Origin of the sequence: Methylobacterium sp. Leaf117, assembly GCF_001422985.1 — a bacterium.
GTDB lineage: Bacteria > Pseudomonadota > Alphaproteobacteria > Rhizobiales > Beijerinckiaceae > Methylobacterium.
The window spans coordinates 188,216-206,175 of the sequence record NZ_LMNL01000036.1 but is presented as its reverse complement, the minus strand read 5'-3'; the positions used below and the strand labels follow the sequence as shown (position 1 = coordinate 206,175).

The window sequence follows — 17,960 nt, the reverse complement described above, 5'->3', positions numbered from 1 at the left end:
CTTACGCCCGATCACTCCATCACGGCGGCCTTCATGATCACCACCATGATCGCCTTGCCGGGCTCGGGTCCGATGCAGCGGACCGTGTGGGGACGGTCGCAGCGATAGCGCAGGGTCTCGCCGGCGCGCGCCCGCTGGACGGTTCCGGCGACCTCCACCTCGAACTGTCCCGCCGTCACGGTCAGGGATTCCACCGAGCCGCGCTGGTGCGGATCGGAATCGAGCACGCCGCCGAAATCGGCCGCGACGTCGTACCATTGCAGCCACTCGACGGTCTTGATCCACCCGATGATGGCGAGGCGGACCTTGCCGTCGTCGGAGACCAGGATTGGCGTATCGGCCCGCGAGGTCTTCTCGATGAAGGGTTCCTCGTCGCTGGTCGCCAGAACCCGCTCGATCGACACGTCGAGGGCCTGGCTCAGGCGCCAGATTGTCGCCAGCGTCGGGTTGGTCTCGTTGCGCTCGATCTGGCTGATGATCGATTTCGCGACGCCGGATTGCTCGGCCAATTCGGACAGCGACAGGTTGTAGGCCTTGCGCAGGCGCTGGATCGTCTTGCCGAGCTGGCCCGAGAGCACTTGCGCACCGGTGAGGATATCACGCTGCCGCCCGCGCTCGGGCGTCGTCAACTGGTCGTCCATTGTCCCTGACTTCCGCGCACCCGTTCCGTTAACCGGACGCTTGTACGGTACTTCAAACGCAAACGGCGGGTCGGCGCAAGGGTCGCGCGAGGCTTCGGCTATCGCCATACCGCGTGGAAATGATGAACCGGGCCGTGCCCGTGTCCGATCGCGACCCCGTCCGCGGCCGCGATCGCGGCGGAGACGTAGCGCTTGGCCTCGGCGACCGCCTCCACGATCGACAGCCTGCGGGCGAGCCCCGCCGCCACGGCGGAGGACAGGGTGCAGCCGGTGCCGTGGGTATTTCGGGTCCGGATGCGCGGGGCCGCGAAGCGACGGAGCGTCCCGTCGGTGCCCATGAGGTGATCGACGCTCTCGTCGCCGTCGCCGTGTCCACCCTTCACCAGGACGGCGCGGGCGCCCAGCGCCAGAAGGCGACGGCCCTGGGCGACGGCCGCGTTCTCGCTCGTCGCATCGGGCTCGGCGATCAGGGTCGCGGTCTCGGGCAGATTCGGCGTGACGAGGTCGGCCAGGGGAAGAAGGTGCCGGCGCAGGGCCTCCACCGCCGCCTCGGAGATCAGCCGGTCGCCGGAGGTGGCGACCATCACGGGGTCGAGGACGATCGGGATCGATCCCGCATGGCGGGCGAGACCGGCCGCCACCGCCTCGATGGTCGCGACCTGCGACAGCATGCCGATCTTCACCGCACCCACGGCGAGGTCCGAGAAGACGCTGTCGATCTGCGCCGCGACGAAGTCCGCCGGCACGTCGTGGATCGCCTGGACCCCGCGCGTGTTCTGCGCCGTCAGGGCGGTGATCACGCTGGCGCCGTAGACGCGCAGGGCCGCAAAGGTCTTGAGGTCGGCCTGGATGCCGGCGCCGCCGCTCGAATCCGATCCCGCGATGGTGACGGCAATGGGTGTCATGGTCTGTCCTCGGCGCCGGCGGAGCTTAGGCTGCCACGCCGCGGGCGGCGAGAGCGGAATCGACCCGGCTGCGAAGATGGCGGGCCTCGTCGGCGATGGACTCGCGCGCGAACAGGGCGGAAATGACCGCGATGCCATCGGCACCGGCCGCGATCACCGATGCCGCGTTGCTGGCGTCGATCCCCGCGATCGCGCCGAGCGGGAAGGCGGCGCCGCGGGCGAGCCGAGCGCGAAACACGATGCGGGTGAGGCCGTCGAGGCCCACCGGGGCATCGGGATTGTCCTTGCTCGTCGTGGCGAAGACCCCGCCGATGCAGGCATAGTCGACGGGCAGGCGGTAGAGTTCGTCGGCCTGATTGCCGGTCTTCAGCGTCAGGCCGATCAGCGCGTCGCCCCCGAGCAGGCGGCGTGCGTCGGCCGGATGGAGGTCGCTCTGGCCGAGATGCACGCCTTCGACCCCGGCGGCGAGCGCCAGATCGATGCGGTCGTTGACGAGGAGCGGCACGCCCGATCCGGTGAGGGCCGCATGGATCGCCCGGATGCGGCCCAGCGCCGCGCGCGCGTCCCCGATCGCCTTCTCCCGGTACTGGAGCAGGGTGCAGCCACCCTGCACCGCCTCGGCCGCCATCGCCGCCAGCCGCGAACCGTCCAGCCCGGACACCCCCGTATCGAGAAGGCCGTAGAGGCGCAGGTCGACCGGCCGCCCCCGGCCGATGGCTTCGTCCCGTCCGATCACGCTGAGAGTCCTCGTTTCATCGCTCGATGCCGCATTGTAGGACCGGGACCGGATCATCGGAAGCTCTGGGGTCCCACCGCGATGCGGAGCCTTTCCGTCGCACCTGGCGTTCAATCCTGCATGACCTGGAGATGCATCCGCGCATGAGCCGAACCCAGAAGCAGAAGATGCTGGCCGGAGAGATCTACGACCCGGACGACGCGGAGCTTCACGCCGACGCTCATGCCTGCAAGGCGTGGATGCAGCGCTACAACGCGGCGCTCGCCGAAACGCCCGCCATACGACGCGATCTCCTGCGCGAACGCCTCGCCGCCGTCGGTGAGGGCGCGGTGATCCGTCCGCCGTTCCACTGCGATTACGGGCTGCACATCAACCTCGGCGCGCATGTGTTTCTCAATTTCGGCTGCGTCATCCTGGATTGCGCGCCCGTCAGCATCGGCGACCGCACGCAGATCGGTCCCGGTGTCCAGATCCTCACGCCCGATCACCCGCGGGAGCCGGGTCCGCGTGAAGCCGGCCTGGAGTTCGCCCGGCCGATCCGGATCGGTCGCAACGTCTGGATCGGCGGCGGCGCGATCATCCTGCCGGGGATCACGGTGGGCGATCACGCCATCGTCGGGGCCGGCAGCGTGGTGACCCGCGACGTCGCGCCGGGTGCGACCGTCGTCGGGAACCCGGCCCGCGCGCTCCCCGGCCCTCAGGGCTGAATCCTGTCCTCGAAGGCCGATCACGCAGGGACCGCCCGTCCGCAGTCGATTTTCCACGTTCATCACGCGTCCCCGATATGCGATGAGCACTGCGGACCAATCGGATCGGGCGAGGATCGGACGGCGTGACCACGGCGGAGGAGACCCAGCGGCACCAGGAGGGGGCTCTTTCCAATCCGTCGGCCGTGGGACTGGTGGCCGTCATCATCGCGGCCACCGATGGCGAACCGCGCGCCCTCACCGTCCAGGTCGGCGGGCAGGCGAAGGGCCGCTCCGATGGGCTGCCGGCGGGGCCGCTCGTGCCGGAACACCCGACTTTGGAGCGCGGCCTGCGGGCCTGGGTCGAGCGGCAGACGCATCAGCGGCTCGGCTACGTCGAGCAACTCTACACCTTCGGAGACCGCGACCGGCAGGGGGACGATGCCGGGGGACTGCACTCGCTCTCGGTCGCCTATCTCGCCCTGGTGCGCGAGGTCCGGCCCGGGGGCCTGGCCGAGGCGTCCTGGCGGAACTGGTACCGCTACCTGCCGTGGGAGGATTGGCGGGAGGGCCGACCCGAATCGCTCGGCGAAATCGAGGCCAAGCTCCTGTCCTGGATGGAAACGGCCACCGATCCGAAGTTGCGCCGCCGGCGCGAGGACCGGCTCGCCCTGACCTTCGGGCTGTGCGGCGGCACCTGGAACGAAGAGCGCGTGCTGGAGCGCTACGAACTCCTGTTCGAGGCCGGGCTGATCCCGGAAGCCCAGGGCCAGTCCGGCGAGGCGCAGGACGGGGACCGGAGAACGACGGGCCAGCCCATGGCCCTCGATCATCGCCGGGTGCTGGCCACGGCCATCGGGCGCTTGCGCGGCAAGATCAAGTATCGACCCGTGGTGTTCGAGCTGATGCCGCCCACCTTCACCCTGTTCCAGCTTCAACGGACCGTCGAGGCCCTGTCCGGTACGAACCTGCACAAGCAGAATTTCCGACGGCTCGTAGCCCAGCAGGGACTCGTCGAAGAGACGGACGCGATCACCAGCGGGGCGACCGGTCGACCCGCCCGATTGGTGCGCTTCCGGAGGGAAGTCCTGCTCGAACGCCCCGCCCCCGGGTTCCGTCTACGCGCGGTTCGTCGCCCCGCCTGACCCCCGACAGGCCGCAATGACATTTGCAGTGCAGCGTCATTTTCGCGCCGCAAAAACGTTATGCTCAAACCCTGCATATCTGGACAACGGGTCCGGCGCCGCCTACGTTAGTCGGCACAATGCTCAGATTGAGCATAAGTGAGGACGCGCAATGGCAGCGACCAGTCTCCCGATCACGCCGACTTTCCAGGGGCTTCCTGGGAGCCAGGGCGTTCCCGCGAATCAACCTCTCCCCGCCGGCTTCCCACTGCCGGACATCTACGCCCGCGTGAGCCGTCATATCCCGGCGATCGAGTGGCCGGCCTTGGCCGAGGATGTCGCCGCAATCCTCGAACTGAAGAAGACCCGCAACGCCGTCATCCTGGCCCACAACTATCAGGCGCCGGAGATCTTCCACACGGTGTCCGACATCGTCGGCGACAGCCTGGCGCTCGCTCGCGAGGCGGTGACGGTCGACGCCGACGTGATCGTGCTCGCCGGTGTGCACTTCATGGCGGAGACGGCCAAGCTTCTGAACCCCGGCAAGACCGTCCTCATTCCCGATACGCGCGCCGGCTGCTCGCTGGCCGATTCGATCACGGCAGCCGATGTGCGCGGCCTCCGCGCCCAGTACCCCGGCGTTCCGATCGTGACCTACGTCAACACCTCGGCGGCCGTGAAGGCGGAATCCGACCTGTGCTGCACCTCCGGCAACGCGGTCGAGGTGGTGCGCTCGCTGAACGCACCGCGCGTGCTGATGATCCCGGACGAGTTCCTGGCCCAGAACGTCCAGGCGATGGTGCCCGAGATCGAGATCCTGACCTGGGCCGGCCATTGCGAGGTGCACGAGCAGTTCACGCCCGCCGACATCCGCGAGGTGCGCGAAAGCTATCCGGGCGTCACCGTCATCACCCACCCGGAATGCCCGCCCGAGGTCGTCGCCGAGGCTGATTTCTCCGGCTCCACCGCGATGATGATGAACTTCGTGCTGGAAAAGCGCCCCAAGCAGGTGGTGCTCGTGACCGAGTGCTCGATGGGCGACAACATCGCGGCGGCCAATCCCGACATCGAGTTCATCAAGCCCTGCAACCTGTGTCCGCACATGAAGCGCATGAGCCTCAAGAACATCCGCCACGCCCTGGAGACCATGACGCACGAGGTCACGGTGGAGCCCGAACTCGCCGAGCGCGCCCGGATGGCGGTGGAACGCATGCTCGCGGTGCGGACGCGATGAACGCGCACGCCCCGTTCTCCTTCACGCTGCCGGCCTCGGACCGGATCATCGTGGTCGGCGCCGGGATCGCCGGTCTCGCCACGGCGCTGCGCCTCGCGCCGCGCCCCGTCACGCTCGTCACCGCCGCTCCCCTGGGGATCGGCACCGCGACGGGCTGGGCCCAGGGGGGCATCGCCGCCGCCATGGGCGATGACGACGCGCCGGCGCTCCATGCGGCGGATACGGTCGCGGCGGGCGCCGGACTGACGGAAGCCGACGTGGCTCTGCGCGTGGCCGCCGCCGGCCCCGGCCTGATCGACTGGCTGGTCGCACTGGCGGCGCCGTTCGATCGGGATGCCGCCGGTGCCCTCGCCCTCGGGCTCGAAGCGGCCCATTCCCGGCGCCGCATCGTGCGGGCGGGTGGCGATTCCACCGGTCGGATCGTGCTCGAGACACTGGTGCGCGCGGTCGGCCGGACAGCGTCCATCTCCGTCCTGGTGGCCTCGGCCCGCGATCTGATGCGGGATTCGTCAGGGGCCGTGGCCGGTGTGATCTGCGAACGCGACGGCGCGCGTTTCGCCCTGCCGGGACGCGCCGTGGTTCTGGCGACCGGCGGCGTCGGCGCGCTCTATGCCTCGACCACCAATCCACGGGGAGCCACCGGGCGCGGCCTCGCCCTGGCGGCCCGGGCCGGGGCGATCCTGCGCGACATGGAGTTCGTGCAGTTCCACCCCACCGCCATCGCCACCGGCGCCGATCCCATGCCGTTGGCGACGGAAGCCCTGCGCGGCGAAGGCGCGAGCCTGATCGACGAGACCGGCGCGCCCGTGATGGCGGGTATCGCCGGCGGCGATCTCGCGCCCCGGGACGTCGTGGCGCGCGGGATCTTCCAGGCCCTGGCCCGCGGCGCCCGGGTGTTCCTCGATTGCCGGGGCGATCTCGGTGCCCGGATGCCGCTGCGGTTCCCCACCGTGGCCGGCCTCTGTGCCGAGGCCGGCATCGACCCGCGGACACAAGCGATCCCGGTCCGACCGGCCGCCCACTACCATATGGGTGGCGTGAAGGTGAACGGAAGCGGCGCCAGCACCGTACCGGGACTGTTCGCCTGCGGCGAGGTCGCCTCGACGGGGCTGCACGGCGCCAATCGGCTGGCCAGCAACTCCCTCCTCGAAGCGATGGCGTTCGCGCCGTGGATCGCCGAGGCGGTCTCCGGTGTGGCGGCGCCGGGTTATGCCCGCGCCGAACCGATGGAGCGGCGTCTCGACTCGGATCGTGAGGCTCTGCGCCGCATCCTGGAGCGTCAGGCCGGCGTCGTGCGCGACGCGGACGGGCTCACCGAGGCGGTCCGCCATCTCGCGCCCGCGGCCAGGGCCGGTTGCGACGCGGCCCTGACGGGCCTCGCGATCGCGGCTTCCGCCTTGTCGCGGCGGGAAAGCCGCGGCGCGCATTGGCGCAGCGATCATCCCCAGCAGGTGGCGCCGGCGCACACGGAGATGTCGTTATCGGAAATCTGGGCGACGGCGGACGCCCTCGAACCGGGCCGGGACGTCGTCGCCGCCTGACACCGGCGCGCTCCGCCCTGCCACGACGCGGCGGTCGCGCGCCTCGTTCCCCTCTTCGGAAGCTGGATCATGCCCGACCGCACCAACGCCGACCGCACCAACCTCGTGCCCCTGCCCCACATCATGGTGGAGCCCATCGTCCGGGCGGCCCTGCTGGAAGACCTCGGCCGGGCGGGCGACATCACCACGGACGCGATCGTCCCGTCCAGCGCGCGGCTGGAAGGCGTCATCGCGGCGCGCCAGGATGGCGTCATCTCCGGCGTCGATGCGGCGACGATCGCCTTCGGGCTGATCGATCCGAGCGTATCGGTCAGCGTCGAGCGCGGCGACGGCGCGCGGGTGAAGCCGGGCGATGTGGTGATCCGCCTCGCCGGGCCGGCCCGAGCCATCCTGACGGCGGAACGGGTCGCCCTGAACCTCCTGTGCCGGATGTCGGGTGTCGCCACCGCCACCGCGTCGCTCGTCGAAGCGGCCCGCCCCCATGGCAAGGCGCGCATCGTCTGCACCCGTAAGACCACGCCGGGGCTGCGGGCGCTGGAGAAGCACGCAGTCCGCGCCGGGGGCGGCTCCAACCACCGCTACGGCCTCGACGATGCGGTGCTGATCAAGGACAATCACGTGGCGGTGGCCGGTGGGATCGTCCCGGCCATCGAGCGGGCGCGGGCCTATGCGGGCCATCTGGTCAAGATCGAGGTCGAGGTCGACACCCTGGAACAGTTGGCCCAGGCGCTCTCGGTCGGCGCCGACGCGGTGCTCCTCGACAACATGACGCCGCAGCAACTGGCCGAGGCCGTGGCGATGATCGACGGGCGGGCCATCGCCGAGGCGTCCGGCCGGATCAACCGCGACACCGTCGGGGCTGTCGCGGCGTCGGGCGTCGACCTGATCTCCTGCGGCTGGATCACCCACAGCGCACCGATCATCGATCTGGGCCTGGACGCCGCCTGAGCCGCCTCGCGCAGCAGCAACGACGCCACGGTGTTGCCATGAAATCACGACGCGCGCGCAAGCGTCGTTGCGGTGCGAATAGAGCTTGGCTTTGAAGCGTGAGCGTTTACGTCTTGGGCACACTTCGCGCCGTAGCGTGCGTCAAGTTTTCCAGATCGTTTCCATAGATTTCGTTCGCCTTCGAGAGGCTCCGATGCGCCGTTTCGCCCCCGCCCTGACCGGGCTCGTCTGCGCGCTGGGCGCGTGGGCGTCGCCCGCTGCCGCCTACGAGATCGACCCCCTGACCCGGCAGCCGCTCGACAACGCCCTGGTGATCCGGGTGCGTCCGCAGAACGAGCCCGTCGCCCTGCCGACCGCCAACGCCTCCCTGCCGGCCGACCCGATGAGCCCGGCTTCGGCGGTGCCGCAGATGTCGGCCATCCAGCGCGAGGAAGTCGCCTTCGCCGGCAGCTACGCGCCCGGCACCATCGTGGTCTCCACCGCCGAGCGCCGCCTGTACTACGTGCTGGGTGACGGCAAGGCCCTGCGCTACGGCGTTGGCGTCGGCCGTCCGGGCTTCACCTGGGGTGGCGTTCAGACCATCACGATGAAGCGCGAGTGGCCGGATTGGCGCCCGCCGTCGGAGATGCTGCGTCGCCGCCCCGATCTGCCGCGCTTCATGAAGGGCGGCATCGAGAACCCGCTCGGCGCCCGCGCCATGTATCTCGGCAACTCGATCTACCGCATCCACGGCTCGAACGAGCCGGAGACCATCGGCACCGCCGTGTCGTCGGGCTGCATCCGCATGACCAACGACGACGTGGCCGACCTCTACACCCGCGCCAAGGTCGGCGCGAAGGTCATCGTCCAGCGCTGATCGACTCCGGTCGTCAGCGACCTTTCACGGGCTCGGTGGAACGAGGGGTCGGCGGAAACGCCGGCCCCTGTTTCGTTCACGCGCCGGCCCAGCCTATTTCGAGACCGCGAAGAAGCGCGACAGGAGCCAGAGCGGCACCACCACCACCGCTCCGGCCAGGATCCAGCGTCCGAAATCGTGGAAGGTGTCGAGCCCGAGGTCGATCAGGCGGCGCATCGCGTCGTAGGCGTGCCAGAACAGCAGGCCGGGCGTGACGCCGAGCATCGCCATCACGGCACCGACCAGGACGGACAGGAACAGCAGCTTCAGGAATACGGCCGCCGGTGAGCCGCCGAGGAAGCGCCGCACAGCCGAGCGTCGGTCGTGCGCCGGGAAAGGCGCGCCGGCATAGGGTTGCCCCGGATAGGGCGGCGGGCGCCGTGGATCGTGGTCGAGGGTCATGCGGTCTGTCCTGAGACGGGGCTGTGCCGCCTGTCCAACGCGGGGAAGCCGGCGGAACCGTGACGGAAGCGACACAGGTCCGACGAAACCCATCGCGTATGCGCGCGTTAGGCGGTTTCGCACATGGGATGGATGGCACCGCTTCATGCACGGTCCCATCTTACGATCAGATTTTCGCCCTGCCGACTGACGCGTCAATGAAACGAACCGATTCATGATCGACCACGCCCTGTTCGATCCGGCGATGATCGATCCCGAGACCAAGCGTCTCAACGAGGAGATCGTGGCGGCGCATGCGGCGCAGGCCGATCCCTGGACGATCCCGATCACCGAGGTCCGCGCCCGCCGCCGCCAGGGCACCCAGGCCTCTCCGGCCATGCCCCGCAGCGCACGGGCCGAGATCCTGACCATCGACGGACCGGCGGGACCGCTGGCGCTGCGCGTCATCCGCCCCGATCCGAAGAAGTGGACGAAGCTGCGCGGCGCCTACCTGCACATCCATCGCGGCGGGTGGGTGTGGGGCTCCGCCGACGAGCAGGACCCGTGGCTCGAGCGCATCGCCGATGTGTGCGGCTTCGTCTGCCTGTCGGTGGAATATCGCCTGGCGCCGGAACACCCGTACCCGGCGGCCCTGGAGGATTGCGAGGCGGCCGCCCTGTGGCTGGCCGGCCCGGGCCGCGCCGAGTTCGGCGTCAATGCGCTGACCGTCGGCGGCGAGTCCGCCGGCGCGCAACTCGCCGTGATGGTGCTGCTGCGCCTGCGGGACCGGCACGGGCTGCCGCGCGCCTTTCGGGGTGCCAACCTCAACGCGGGCTTCTTCGATCTCGGGCTGACCCCGAGCGTGCGCAACTGGGGCGACCAGCGCCTGGTGGTGAACACCGAAGACCTGACCCGCTTCGCCGACGTCTACGTCCGCGACGGCATCGATCGGCGTCGACCCGACGTGTCGCCGGTCTATGCGGACCTGAAGGGCCTGCCGCCGGCGCTGTTCACGGTGGGCACCCACGATCCGCTCCTCGACGACACGCTCTACATGTCGGCCCGCTGGGCCGCGGCCGGCAATGGCGGGCACACGGCGATCTATGCCGGCGGATGCCACGTCTTCGTCCGGTATCCGGGGGCCATGACGGAGCGCGCCCTCGAACTGATCGACCGCTTCCTGATGGCCCTGGCCTGAGCAAGCCCCCGGCTAGGTCCCTGCTTCCGCAGCGCTTCGCGACTTGGTTCGCATCGCGCGGCTGGACGCCGCGTCCACACCAGCTCGACCTGCTCGACATCGTGCGGGGTGGGCGCTCGGCGCTCCTGGTCGCGCCGACCGGCGCGGGCAAGACCCTGGCGGGCTTCCTTCCGAGCCTGACCGCCCTGGCGGAGCGACCGCCTTCGGCCGAGCGGTCCGGATTGCACACGCTCTACATCTCGCCCCTCAAGGCGCTGGCCGTCGATATCGCGCGCAATCTCGACGCGCCGGTTGCCGAAATGGGGCTCGGCATCCAGGTCGAGACGCGAACCGGTGACACCCCTTCGCACAAGCGCACCCGGCAGATCGCGCGTCCGCCCGATATCCTGCTCACCACACCGGAACAGCTCGCCCTGCTGATCGCCCATCGCGAGGCAGCCGACCTGTTTGCCAATCTGTCCTGCGTCGTCCTCGACGAACTGCACGCCCTGGTGACCTCGAAGCGCGGGGATCTGCTGGCCCTCGCCCTGGCGCGGCTGCATCGGCTCAGTCCGGGCCTGACCGCTATCGGATTGTCCGCGACCGTGCGCGAGCCGGACGAGCTGCGTCGCTATCTGGTCCCGCAGGCGCCCAACCCTCCCCCCTCTGGGGGAGAGGGTGACCCACGGATGGAGTCGCGAGAGGGAAGCACCGCCCCATCCGAAGGGATTAGCGTGGCCCCTCTCCCGGTCGCTCCGCGACCGCCCTCCCCCGGAAGGGAGGGAGAGTCTCGGCCGGCCATGGCCGAACTGGTGGTCGTCAAGGGCGGCGCGGCGCCCGACCTGCGCATGCTCGACACGGGCCTGACCCTGCCACTCGCCGGCCACACGGCCTGGCAGGCGATGCCCGCGATCTACGACCTGATCGGACAGCACAGGACCGTACTGGTCTTCGTCAACACCCGGCTCCAGGCGGAGTACACCTTTCAGGAGTTGTGGCGGATCAACGAGGAGAACTATCCGATCGCCCTGCACCACGGCTCGCTCGACGCGACGCAACGCCGGCGAGTCGAGGCCGCCATGGCGGCCGGGCAGTTGCGGGCCATCGTCTGCACCGCCACCCTGGACCTCGGCATCGACTGGGGCGATGTCGACCTCGTGGTGAATATCGGCGCCCCGAAGGGCGCCAGCCGGATCATGCAGCGCATCGGCCGCGCCAATCACCGCATGGACGAGCCCTCCAAGGCCTACCTCGTGCCGGCGAACCGGTTCGAGATGCTGGAGTGCCAGGCGGCCCTCGACGCCGTGGAAGCGGCCGCCCAGGACACGCCGGATGCCCGCCTCGGCGCCCCGGACGTCCTGGCCCAGCACGTCCTCGGCATGGCCTGCGCCGATGCCTTCGATCCGGTCATGCTCTACGAGGAGATCACCTCGGCCGCGCCCTACGCGACGTTGTCGTGGGAGGATTTCGAGGCGGTGGTCGATTACGTCGCCACCGGCGGCTACGCGCTGCGCGCCTATGAGCGCTTCGCCAAGATCCTGCGGGGGCCGGACGGCCTGTGGCGGGTGCGCGATGCCCGCATCGCCCAGCAGTACCGGATGAACGTCGGCACCATCGTCGAATCGGCCAAGGTCAAGGTCCGGCTGGCGCGCGGGGTGCGCGGCAAGCCCGGGGCAATCCTGCCGAAGGGCGGCCGGGTGCTGGGCGAGATCGAAGAGGACTTCGCTGACACCCTGACCCCGGGCGATACCTTCCTGTTCGCCGGCGAAGTCCTGCGCTTCGAGGGCCTCGCCGAGGACGAGGCGCTGGCGACCCGCGCCGGTCCCGGCACCGACCCCGCTATCCCGTCCTATGCCGGCGCCAAATTCCCGATCTCGACCTTCCTCGCCGACCGGGTCCGGGCGCTGATTGCCGATCCCTTCGAATGGGACCGTTTGCCGAAGCAGGTGGCCGATTATCTGGTGCAGCAGCGCAGCCGCTCGATCCTGCCGGGCGCGCGCGACCTGCTGGTCGAGACGTTTCCGCGGGCCGGGCGCTTCTACCTCACGGCCTTTCCGTTCGAGGGGCGGCTGGCGCATCAGACGCTGGGCATGCTGCTGACCCGGCGCCTGGAGCGGGCGCGGATGCGGCCCCTCGGCTTTGCCGCCAACGATTACGGCATCGCGATCTGGCTGAACCGGGATGTCGGCGAGCGCATCGGGCGCGAAACCGACTTTCTCGAGGGTTTGTTCGCCGAGGACATGCTGGGCGACGACCTCGAAGCCTGGCTCGACGAATCCGCCATGATGAAGCGCACCTTCCGCCAATGCGCGGTCATCGCCGGCCTGATCGAGCGTCGCTATCCCGGCCAGGCCAAGACCGGACGCCAGGTCACGATGTCGACCGATCTGGTCTACGACGTGCTGCGCAAGCACCAGCCGGACCACCTTCTGCTCAGGGCCGCGCGCCAGGATGCGGCAACCGGACTCCTCGACGTGAAGCGCCTCGGTATGATGTTGAGGCGCATCCAGGGGCGAATCATCCACAAGGCACTCGATCGCGTTTCGCCGCTCTCCGTCTCCGTGATGCTCGAAATCGGGCGTGAACGGGTCTACGGCGAGGGCGCGGACGAGATCCTGGCCGAAGCCGAGGCGCAGTTGCTTGAAGAAGCGCTGGCTTGAGCGGGTGAGGCCCCCCTTCCCGAAGACAGAGGATGCGGTTTTGGCGCTCGGCCAGAGACTTGAGAAGACCACGAAGGCCCCCGGCCTGACCCTCGCCGGCGAAACCCTGGCCCTCGACCTCTGCGGCGGTCTCTGGCTCGCCGCTCACCGGACCCTGATCGTGTCCGATCTGCACCTGGAGAAGGGCTCGGCCTTCGCGGCGCGCTCGGGCCAGTTCCTGCCGCCCTACGACACCCGCGAAACCCTGGCGTGCCTGCACGAGGCGGTGGTCCGCCTCGATCCAGCCTGCGTCGTGGCGCTCGGCGATTCCTTCCACGATGCGCGTGGCCCCGAGCGGATGGAGCCCGGCGACCGCGCCATGGTGGCCGCGCTCCAGGACGGGCGCGACTGGGTCTGGATCGCCGGCAACCACGATCATGCGGTGAGCGAGGGCGTCGGCGGACGCTACGCCGAGACGCTGCTTCTCGGCGGGCTGACCCTGCGTCACGAGCCGACCCCCGACGCGCCCGAGGGCGAGATCGCCGGGCATCTCCACCCCTGCGGCAAGGTCGCGATGCGCGGCCGGGCGGTGCGCCGCCGCTGCTTCGTCACCGATGGCCGTCGGATGATCATGCCGGCCTTCGGCGCCTACGCGGGCGGTCTCAACGTCCGCAACCCAGTCTTCGAGCCGCTGTTTCCCGCCGGCTTCACCGCTCATCTCCTCGGCGACGGCCGCGTCTTCGCCATCGGCAAGGCGATGCTCAGCAAGGATTGAGGCGGGGTCCGGTCGATCAGGCCGCGATCAGCAGCGACGCGCCGGCGACGCCCGACAGGACGAGGCGCAGGCGCCCGAGCCAGACCGGGACCAGGCCGCGGCGGGGCAAGTCCTGGTCGACGAAGCCCCAGGCCAGGACCAGGATACCGAGGATGCGCAGATCCCAGGGGGCCGGTGCGGCCAAGGCCGCCCAGGCGATCAGCGAGGGCAGGATGGCGATGGCGTAGTCGGCGCTGCCGGAATTCCGTGCGGCGGCCGCTCCCCAGCGGATGCCGCCGAGAAAGGACGCGATCACGGCGCCGTAGGTCGAGAGCACGAGGCGTGGGCTGAGGCCGATGGTGCTGAGACCGCCATCGGAGCCGCTGACCGAGAGCAGCGCGAACCCCAGGAAAGGAATCAGCCCGGCGATCCCCAGGATGAGGGCGGCCGGTGGGACCGACGTCAGGCGCGCCATCAGTTCTCCGCTCTTCCGAACGCCGCGACCGGCGGCATGTATTCCGGCATGGATATCTCCGGGATGGATGATTCCGGAGTGGATTTACCAGGATGGGAAAGCCGGGCCGGGTCTGGCGTGCAGCTCCGTCACCGGTCTCCTTTTAAAGGATCACCGATTTTCCAACGCCCGAAAAGCCCGGTTCGCTGCATTGCGAGACGGCGGCAGAAGCTCGCAGGCCTGCCGAACCCGGCACCGTGGCGTGCGCCCAGCGGCAGCCGGCCTGAAGCATGGGCTTCGAAGCGAGATGCAGCGTCAGGTCCGGCGGCCGGGCGGGATCGCCGTGGTCGGTGGCGGTGCTCCGAGAAGGCTCATGGTGTTCTCGGTCACGGCCGGCGCTGGAACGGCGTTGGCGCTCGGCTCCGGCACCTTCGCCTTGAAAGCCTCGGCCTGGGCGCGGGCGGCGGCCAGATCCTTCGGCTCCAGCTTGGCCGCCACGTCGTCACGCTTCTTCCCGGCGTCCTCGTCGCCCTGCGCCGCAGCGGCGGAGAACCAGAGGTAGGATTGGACCAGATCCTGCTGCACGCCCATGCCGCGGGCATAGAGCACCGCCAGATTGTACTGGCTGTCCCGCAGGCCGAATTCGGCGGCGCGCTTGAACCAGCCGGATGCGGTGGCGAAGTCCGGCTTGCCCGCCGCAGCGGGGTTCTCGGCGTGAATGACCGCGAGGTTGTGCATGGCGCGGGCGTTGCCGAGGTCCGCCGCTCGCCCGTACCAGAGTTTCGCCTGTGCGAGGTCGCGGGTGACGCCGATCCCCTTCTCGTAGAGGTTTCCAAGCTTGTACTGGGCCGGCGCGAAGCCGCTCGCAGCCACCTGCTCGTAGATCTTCCCGGCCAGAACCGGGTTGCGCACCATGCCGCGGCCCTCGCTGGCCCGGCTGGCGAGATCGTAGGCCGCAGCCGTATCGCCCTCGAGGGCGGCCTGGCGCAGCTTGCTCAAGGTTGCCGGAACGACGCCGAGCTCGGAGGACAGGGTCGCCATGGAGGCGACGCGCGGCAGCGGGGGGCGGGCCGCGCCCGGTCCGATCGCGCTCGCGGGCTTGGGGGCGGAACTCTCGGGGGACGCGCGATTGTCGCCAAGGGATTGCGTGGTCTGGGGATCGGGGATCGCCGTCGCCGTGCCCTGGCCGTCCTGCGGCTTCGATGCGGCCGCCACCCCATCGGCATTGACAGCACCCTGCGTGGTCTTCGCAGCAACGCCGGCGGGGCCACCCTGGGGTGTGGATACGGCCGCGACGGGCTCGCCCGCGAGCTGATCGGTGTCGGCGGTCTTCTTGGTGGTCAGGGCCTGGAGGGCGCCGAGCAGCAACACCACGGCGGCCAGTCCGAGCAGGAGCGGCTTGCGGCGGCGGTCGATGCCGCTGCGGAAGCGCGCGAGACGGCCGCGCGGATCGGAGGCCTGGGTGTTGTCCCGCTGCGCCTGAGCCGCCGAGATTGCGGACTGTCCCGAAGCCTCGGCCTGGGCGGCCTGGGCGGCCCGCCGGGCCGCGGCGATGAAGCTGGTCTTGATGTCGCTGTCGCCGGCGCTCTGGGTCTCGTCGGCGCCGAGCCGATCGGCGGAGCGCTCGCGGCCCGGACGCCCCGCGCCCGGCTCCAGCGGCAGGTCGGGACCGGCAGAGGCCGGGCGGCCGGCGCGCATCTCGGCCGGGCGCCGAACCGGTCTCGCCGCAGCGGCAAGGGTCTCGGTTGTTTCCGTGTCAGGCGCGTCCTTGCCCGGACGGGGGGTGGCGGGGGCCGCGATCTCCGCATCCGTCGGACCGACGCGGCCGACGAGACGCTCCAAAGCCGCGTAGACGCCGGTAAGCGTCGACTGCATCCGCTGCTCGGACGCGACCTGATGGGCGCGCAGGTCGGCGAGGCTGGCCCGCAGTAGGGCGACTTCGCCGGTTTCGGCCGCCGACCCCATGGTTTCAGCGACGGCATTGCGCGCTGCGCGCTCCACCGCGGCCTCGATCGGCGCCTCGGCCCGCAGGGCCGAGACCTGATCGAGCAGGTCGGTCATGGTCCGCTGGAGACCGGCGAGCGCCGGGTCTGCGTCGCGGGTGTCGATGCGTCCGGCCAGGGCCAGGACCTGCTGCTCCAGGGCGTCGAGGCCCTCGTCACGCGGACCCTCGCTCGTGCCGATGCGATCGAGCTTGACGGTCAGCTCGTGCAGCATGCCGTGGATGGAGGCGAGATTCTCGTCCGGCATCGCGGGTCGGCGCAGGGTCGCCCCGAGATCTTCGAGGCGGCCGATCAGGTCGCCGACCGGGTTGATGCTGACCCGCTCGACCGTCTCGGCCAGGGCATCAATGCGATGAAGGATCGCGTCGGAATCAGTGTACGACACCGTCTCGCCGCTGCCCCGGAGGGCATCGAGCTTGACGCTCATCTTCTTGATCTGCTCGCCGATGCCGGCATCCGACCGCGACCGGAGCCCGAGGCGGATCTCCTCCAGGAGCGGACGAAGCTCGGCAAGCCCCGTGGTCTCGCCCGGCATCCCCTCGTGGAGCTGGGAGATCTGGTTGCTGATCGACTGGAGGCCGACGGCGAGGCTCTGAATCCGCTCGAGCCCGGGCAGCGACCCGATCAGGCGGCGGATCTCGTCGAGTTCGCGGAACAGGCCGGCCAGCACATCCTGTTCGGCGAAGCCGGGAGCGACGCCGTCCATCTTGGCGGCCAGGCGCTCGACATCGGCAGCGACGCGGGCGTGGACGTTCTCGGCGACATCCTCGGCCAGGCGCTCGACCTGGACCCGGATGGCCTCGATGGGGGCCGCGATGGCGGCGAGGTCGGACGGGGCCTGGACCTTCTGGACGTCGGCCGCGAGGGCGTGCATCGCCTTCTCGAGCGCGCCGACATCACGGCCGCTGGCGAGGCTTCCGATCGATTCGCGCAGCCGCAGGGTCTCTGTCTGCAACTCGGCGATGGCGACGGACTCGACTGCGGCGTCGGAGCGCGGCTCGGGGGCGACGACCGGCGCGGATGCGACGACGCCACCGGCGAGTTCGCGCTGGCGCTGGCGGATTTCGCTGACCGCTTCGCGGACCTCGGTGACGGCCGGCCGGCCGCGACGGCCGAGGGGACGCGGCGTGGCGATCTGCTCGCCGAGTTCGTTCATCCGGCGCTCAATGGCGGCGAGGCGTTCGGCCATCGCGTCGCCCGGGGGACTACCGGTCCCGGCCGAAGCGATGCGGGACTCCTCGAGGCCTGCGACGGGCTGGGCCTCGATATTTGGGGACGGCTTGGTCTCCGAGGCGATGCGCTGGTCGATGCCGTCGAGACGCCGCATCATCTCCGCGAGGGCCGCGTTCATGCCGGGGGGCGACGCCGGTGATTCCACCGCCGGCGGAATCGGGTGCGGGCTGTCGACCGGTTCGGCCTGACGGGGCTTTTCGGGCGCCGGCACGTGGACAGAGGAAGGGATGGCTGACGGCGACGCGACGAGGGCGCTGGGTTCGACGATGGAGGCGATCCAAGTCTCGACCGGAACGCCCGCGCGGCGTGCGACGTCGCGCGCCGCCTCGAGAACGTCGGGATCGAAGCCTTCGAGGTTGAGCGTGGCGTTGCGTGTCATCGTCAAACCTGACTGGCGAAGTCCATGGCTCGATCCGCGAATGCTCCCGCCGCTGGAACCGAGACGGCGGGTTAACGTCAGATCCATCATCCGTGACATTTGGTAGTCTTGGTAAACAGCCGGTTAAGATGCCGTCGATTGCGGGTTTACAGCCGGGGAACGCTACCGGCTCGCACTCCGAATCTGTGCGCGGCCAGGGCTCACGCCCATTGCACTCGTCAAAGAATAGT

At 70.0% G+C, this 17,960-nt stretch carries 15 protein-coding genes; 9 read left to right on the top strand and 6 right to left on the bottom strand.

Annotation, left to right across the window (positions count from 1 at the left end):
* Nucleotides 1-11: 11 nt before the first annotated feature.
* From ASF57_RS20020 to thiE, 3 genes are all read right to left on the bottom strand, one after another.
* Nucleotides 12-641 carry an XRE family transcriptional regulator gene (locus ASF57_RS20020; RefSeq protein ID WP_056188490.1) on the bottom strand — a complete coding sequence of 210 codons (630 nt, stop codon included), beginning with the start codon at nucleotides 639-641 and terminating at the stop codon, nucleotides 12-14.
* A 98-nt stretch (nucleotides 642-739) separates the two neighbouring features.
* Nucleotides 740-1,546 (bottom strand): bifunctional hydroxymethylpyrimidine kinase/phosphomethylpyrimidine kinase, encoded by an 807-nt coding sequence (gene thiD / locus ASF57_RS20015; protein WP_056486582.1) that lies wholly within the window; start codon nucleotides 1,544-1,546, stop codon nucleotides 740-742.
* 25 nt (nucleotides 1,547-1,571) lie between these two features.
* Nucleotides 1,572-2,282, bottom strand: a complete 711-nt coding sequence (gene thiE, locus ASF57_RS20010; RefSeq protein WP_056486753.1) for a thiamine phosphate synthase — start codon at nucleotides 2,280-2,282, stop codon at nucleotides 1,572-1,574.
* 143 nt (nucleotides 2,283-2,425) lie between these two features.
* Here thiE and ASF57_RS20005 point away from each other — a divergent pair, with 143 nt between their 5' ends.
* The 6 genes from ASF57_RS20005 (at nucleotide 2,426) to ASF57_RS19980 (ending at nucleotide 8,671) form a co-directional block, all read left to right on the top strand.
* The gene (locus ASF57_RS20005; protein WP_056486751.1) at nucleotides 2,426-2,989 is read left to right on the top strand and encodes a sugar O-acetyltransferase; all 564 of its coding nucleotides are present in this window, start codon (nucleotides 2,426-2,428) and stop codon (nucleotides 2,987-2,989) included.
* A gap of 125 nt (nucleotides 2,990-3,114) precedes the next feature.
* A complete protein-coding gene (locus ASF57_RS20000; protein WP_056486580.1) occupies nucleotides 3,115-4,113 on the top strand; it encodes a hypothetical protein in 999 nt (332 codons plus the stop codon).
* Between the two features lie 151 nt (nucleotides 4,114-4,264).
* Nucleotides 4,265-5,326 (top strand): quinolinate synthase NadA, encoded by a 1,062-nt coding sequence (gene nadA, locus ASF57_RS19995; protein ID WP_244477033.1) that lies wholly within the window; start codon nucleotides 4,265-4,267, stop codon nucleotides 5,324-5,326.
* A complete protein-coding gene (locus tag ASF57_RS19990) occupies nucleotides 5,323-6,867 on the top strand; it encodes an L-aspartate oxidase (protein ID WP_056486577.1) in 1,545 nt (514 codons plus the stop codon). The genes nadA and ASF57_RS19990 overlap by 4 nt, the downstream gene beginning before the upstream one ends.
* A 69-nt stretch (nucleotides 6,868-6,936) precedes the next feature.
* On the top strand, nucleotides 6,937-7,815 hold the full coding sequence (nadC, locus tag ASF57_RS19985; RefSeq protein WP_056486572.1) for a carboxylating nicotinate-nucleotide diphosphorylase: 879 nt from the start codon (nucleotides 6,937-6,939) through the stop codon (nucleotides 7,813-7,815).
* A 193-nt stretch (nucleotides 7,816-8,008) separates the two neighbouring features.
* Complete coding sequence (locus ASF57_RS19980; RefSeq protein ID WP_056188509.1) at nucleotides 8,009-8,671, top strand: L,D-transpeptidase; 663 nt, start codon at nucleotides 8,009-8,011, stop codon at nucleotides 8,669-8,671.
* Between the two features lie 93 nt (nucleotides 8,672-8,764).
* Here ASF57_RS19980 and ASF57_RS19975 read toward each other — a convergent pair whose 3' ends face one another.
* Nucleotides 8,765-9,112: a DUF6460 domain-containing protein gene (locus tag ASF57_RS19975; RefSeq protein WP_056188512.1), complete on the bottom strand. Its 348-nt coding sequence runs from the start codon at nucleotides 9,110-9,112 to the stop codon at nucleotides 8,765-8,767.
* A 214-nt stretch (nucleotides 9,113-9,326) separates the two neighbouring features.
* Here ASF57_RS19975 and ASF57_RS19970 point away from each other — a divergent pair, with 214 nt between their 5' ends.
* From ASF57_RS19970 to pdeM, 3 genes are read left to right on the top strand one after another with little or no spacing between them, the layout of a single operon-like run.
* The gene (locus ASF57_RS19970; RefSeq protein WP_056188515.1) at nucleotides 9,327-10,289 is read left to right on the top strand and encodes an alpha/beta hydrolase; all 963 of its coding nucleotides are present in this window, start codon (nucleotides 9,327-9,329) and stop codon (nucleotides 10,287-10,289) included.
* Nucleotides 10,286-12,928 carry a ligase-associated DNA damage response DEXH box helicase gene (locus ASF57_RS19965; RefSeq protein ID WP_056486746.1) on the top strand — a complete coding sequence of 881 codons (2,643 nt, stop codon included), beginning with the start codon at nucleotides 10,286-10,288 and terminating at the stop codon, nucleotides 12,926-12,928. Before ASF57_RS19970 ends, ASF57_RS19965 begins: the two co-directional genes overlap by 4 nt.
* A 40-nt stretch (nucleotides 12,929-12,968) precedes the next feature.
* The gene (gene pdeM, locus ASF57_RS19960; protein ID WP_056188519.1) at nucleotides 12,969-13,682 is read left to right on the top strand and encodes a ligase-associated DNA damage response endonuclease PdeM; all 714 of its coding nucleotides are present in this window, start codon (nucleotides 12,969-12,971) and stop codon (nucleotides 13,680-13,682) included.
* Between the two features lie 16 nt (nucleotides 13,683-13,698).
* On the opposite strand, the gene ASF57_RS19955 is transcribed toward pdeM, so the two are convergent.
* Together ASF57_RS19955 and ASF57_RS19950 are read right to left on the bottom strand one after the other, a co-directional pair.
* Nucleotides 13,699-14,136 carry a DUF3429 domain-containing protein gene (locus ASF57_RS19955; protein WP_056188523.1) on the bottom strand — a complete coding sequence of 146 codons (438 nt, stop codon included), beginning with the start codon at nucleotides 14,134-14,136 and terminating at the stop codon, nucleotides 13,699-13,701.
* Between the two features lie 294 nt (nucleotides 14,137-14,430).
* Entirely contained in the window at nucleotides 14,431-17,730 is a 3,300-nt protein-coding gene (locus ASF57_RS19950) for an SEL1-like repeat protein (protein WP_156376250.1), read from the bottom strand.
* Nucleotides 17,731-17,960: the final 230 nt, after the last annotated feature.

What these genes read in the sequence shown, in the direction of transcription:
- ASF57_RS20020 (WP_056188490.1), bottom strand. Translation starts at nt 641, where the DNA reads ATGGACGACCAGTTGACGACGCCCGAGCGCGGGCGGCAGCGTGATATC.
- ASF57_RS19955 (WP_056188523.1), bottom strand. Translation starts at nt 14,136, where the DNA reads ATGGCGCGCCTGACGTCGGTCCCACCGGCCGCCCTCATCCTGGGGATC.
- ASF57_RS19970 (WP_056188515.1), top strand. Translation starts at nt 9,327, where the DNA reads ATGATCGACCACGCCCTGTTCGATCCGGCGATGATCGATCCCGAGACC.
- ASF57_RS19990 (WP_056486577.1), top strand. Translation starts at nt 5,323, where the DNA reads ATGAACGCGCACGCCCCGTTCTCCTTCACGCTGCCGGCCTCGGACCGG.
- thiD (WP_056486582.1), bottom strand. Translation starts at nt 1,546, where the DNA reads ATGACACCCATTGCCGTCACCATCGCGGGATCGGATTCGAGCGGCGGC.
- ASF57_RS19980 (WP_056188509.1), top strand. Translation starts at nt 8,009, where the DNA reads ATGCGCCGTTTCGCCCCCGCCCTGACCGGGCTCGTCTGCGCGCTGGGC.
- ASF57_RS20005 (WP_056486751.1), top strand. Translation starts at nt 2,426, where the DNA reads ATGAGCCGAACCCAGAAGCAGAAGATGCTGGCCGGAGAGATCTACGAC.
- nadC (WP_056486572.1), top strand. Translation starts at nt 6,937, where the DNA reads ATGCCCGACCGCACCAACGCCGACCGCACCAACCTCGTGCCCCTGCCC.
- nadA (WP_244477033.1), top strand. Translation starts at nt 4,265, where the DNA reads ATGGCAGCGACCAGTCTCCCGATCACGCCGACTTTCCAGGGGCTTCCT.
- ASF57_RS19975 (WP_056188512.1), bottom strand. Translation starts at nt 9,112, where the DNA reads ATGACCCTCGACCACGATCCACGGCGCCCGCCGCCCTATCCGGGGCAA.
- ASF57_RS19950 (WP_156376250.1), bottom strand. Translation starts at nt 17,730, where the DNA reads ATGACACGCAACGCCACGCTCAACCTCGAAGGCTTCGATCCCGACGTT.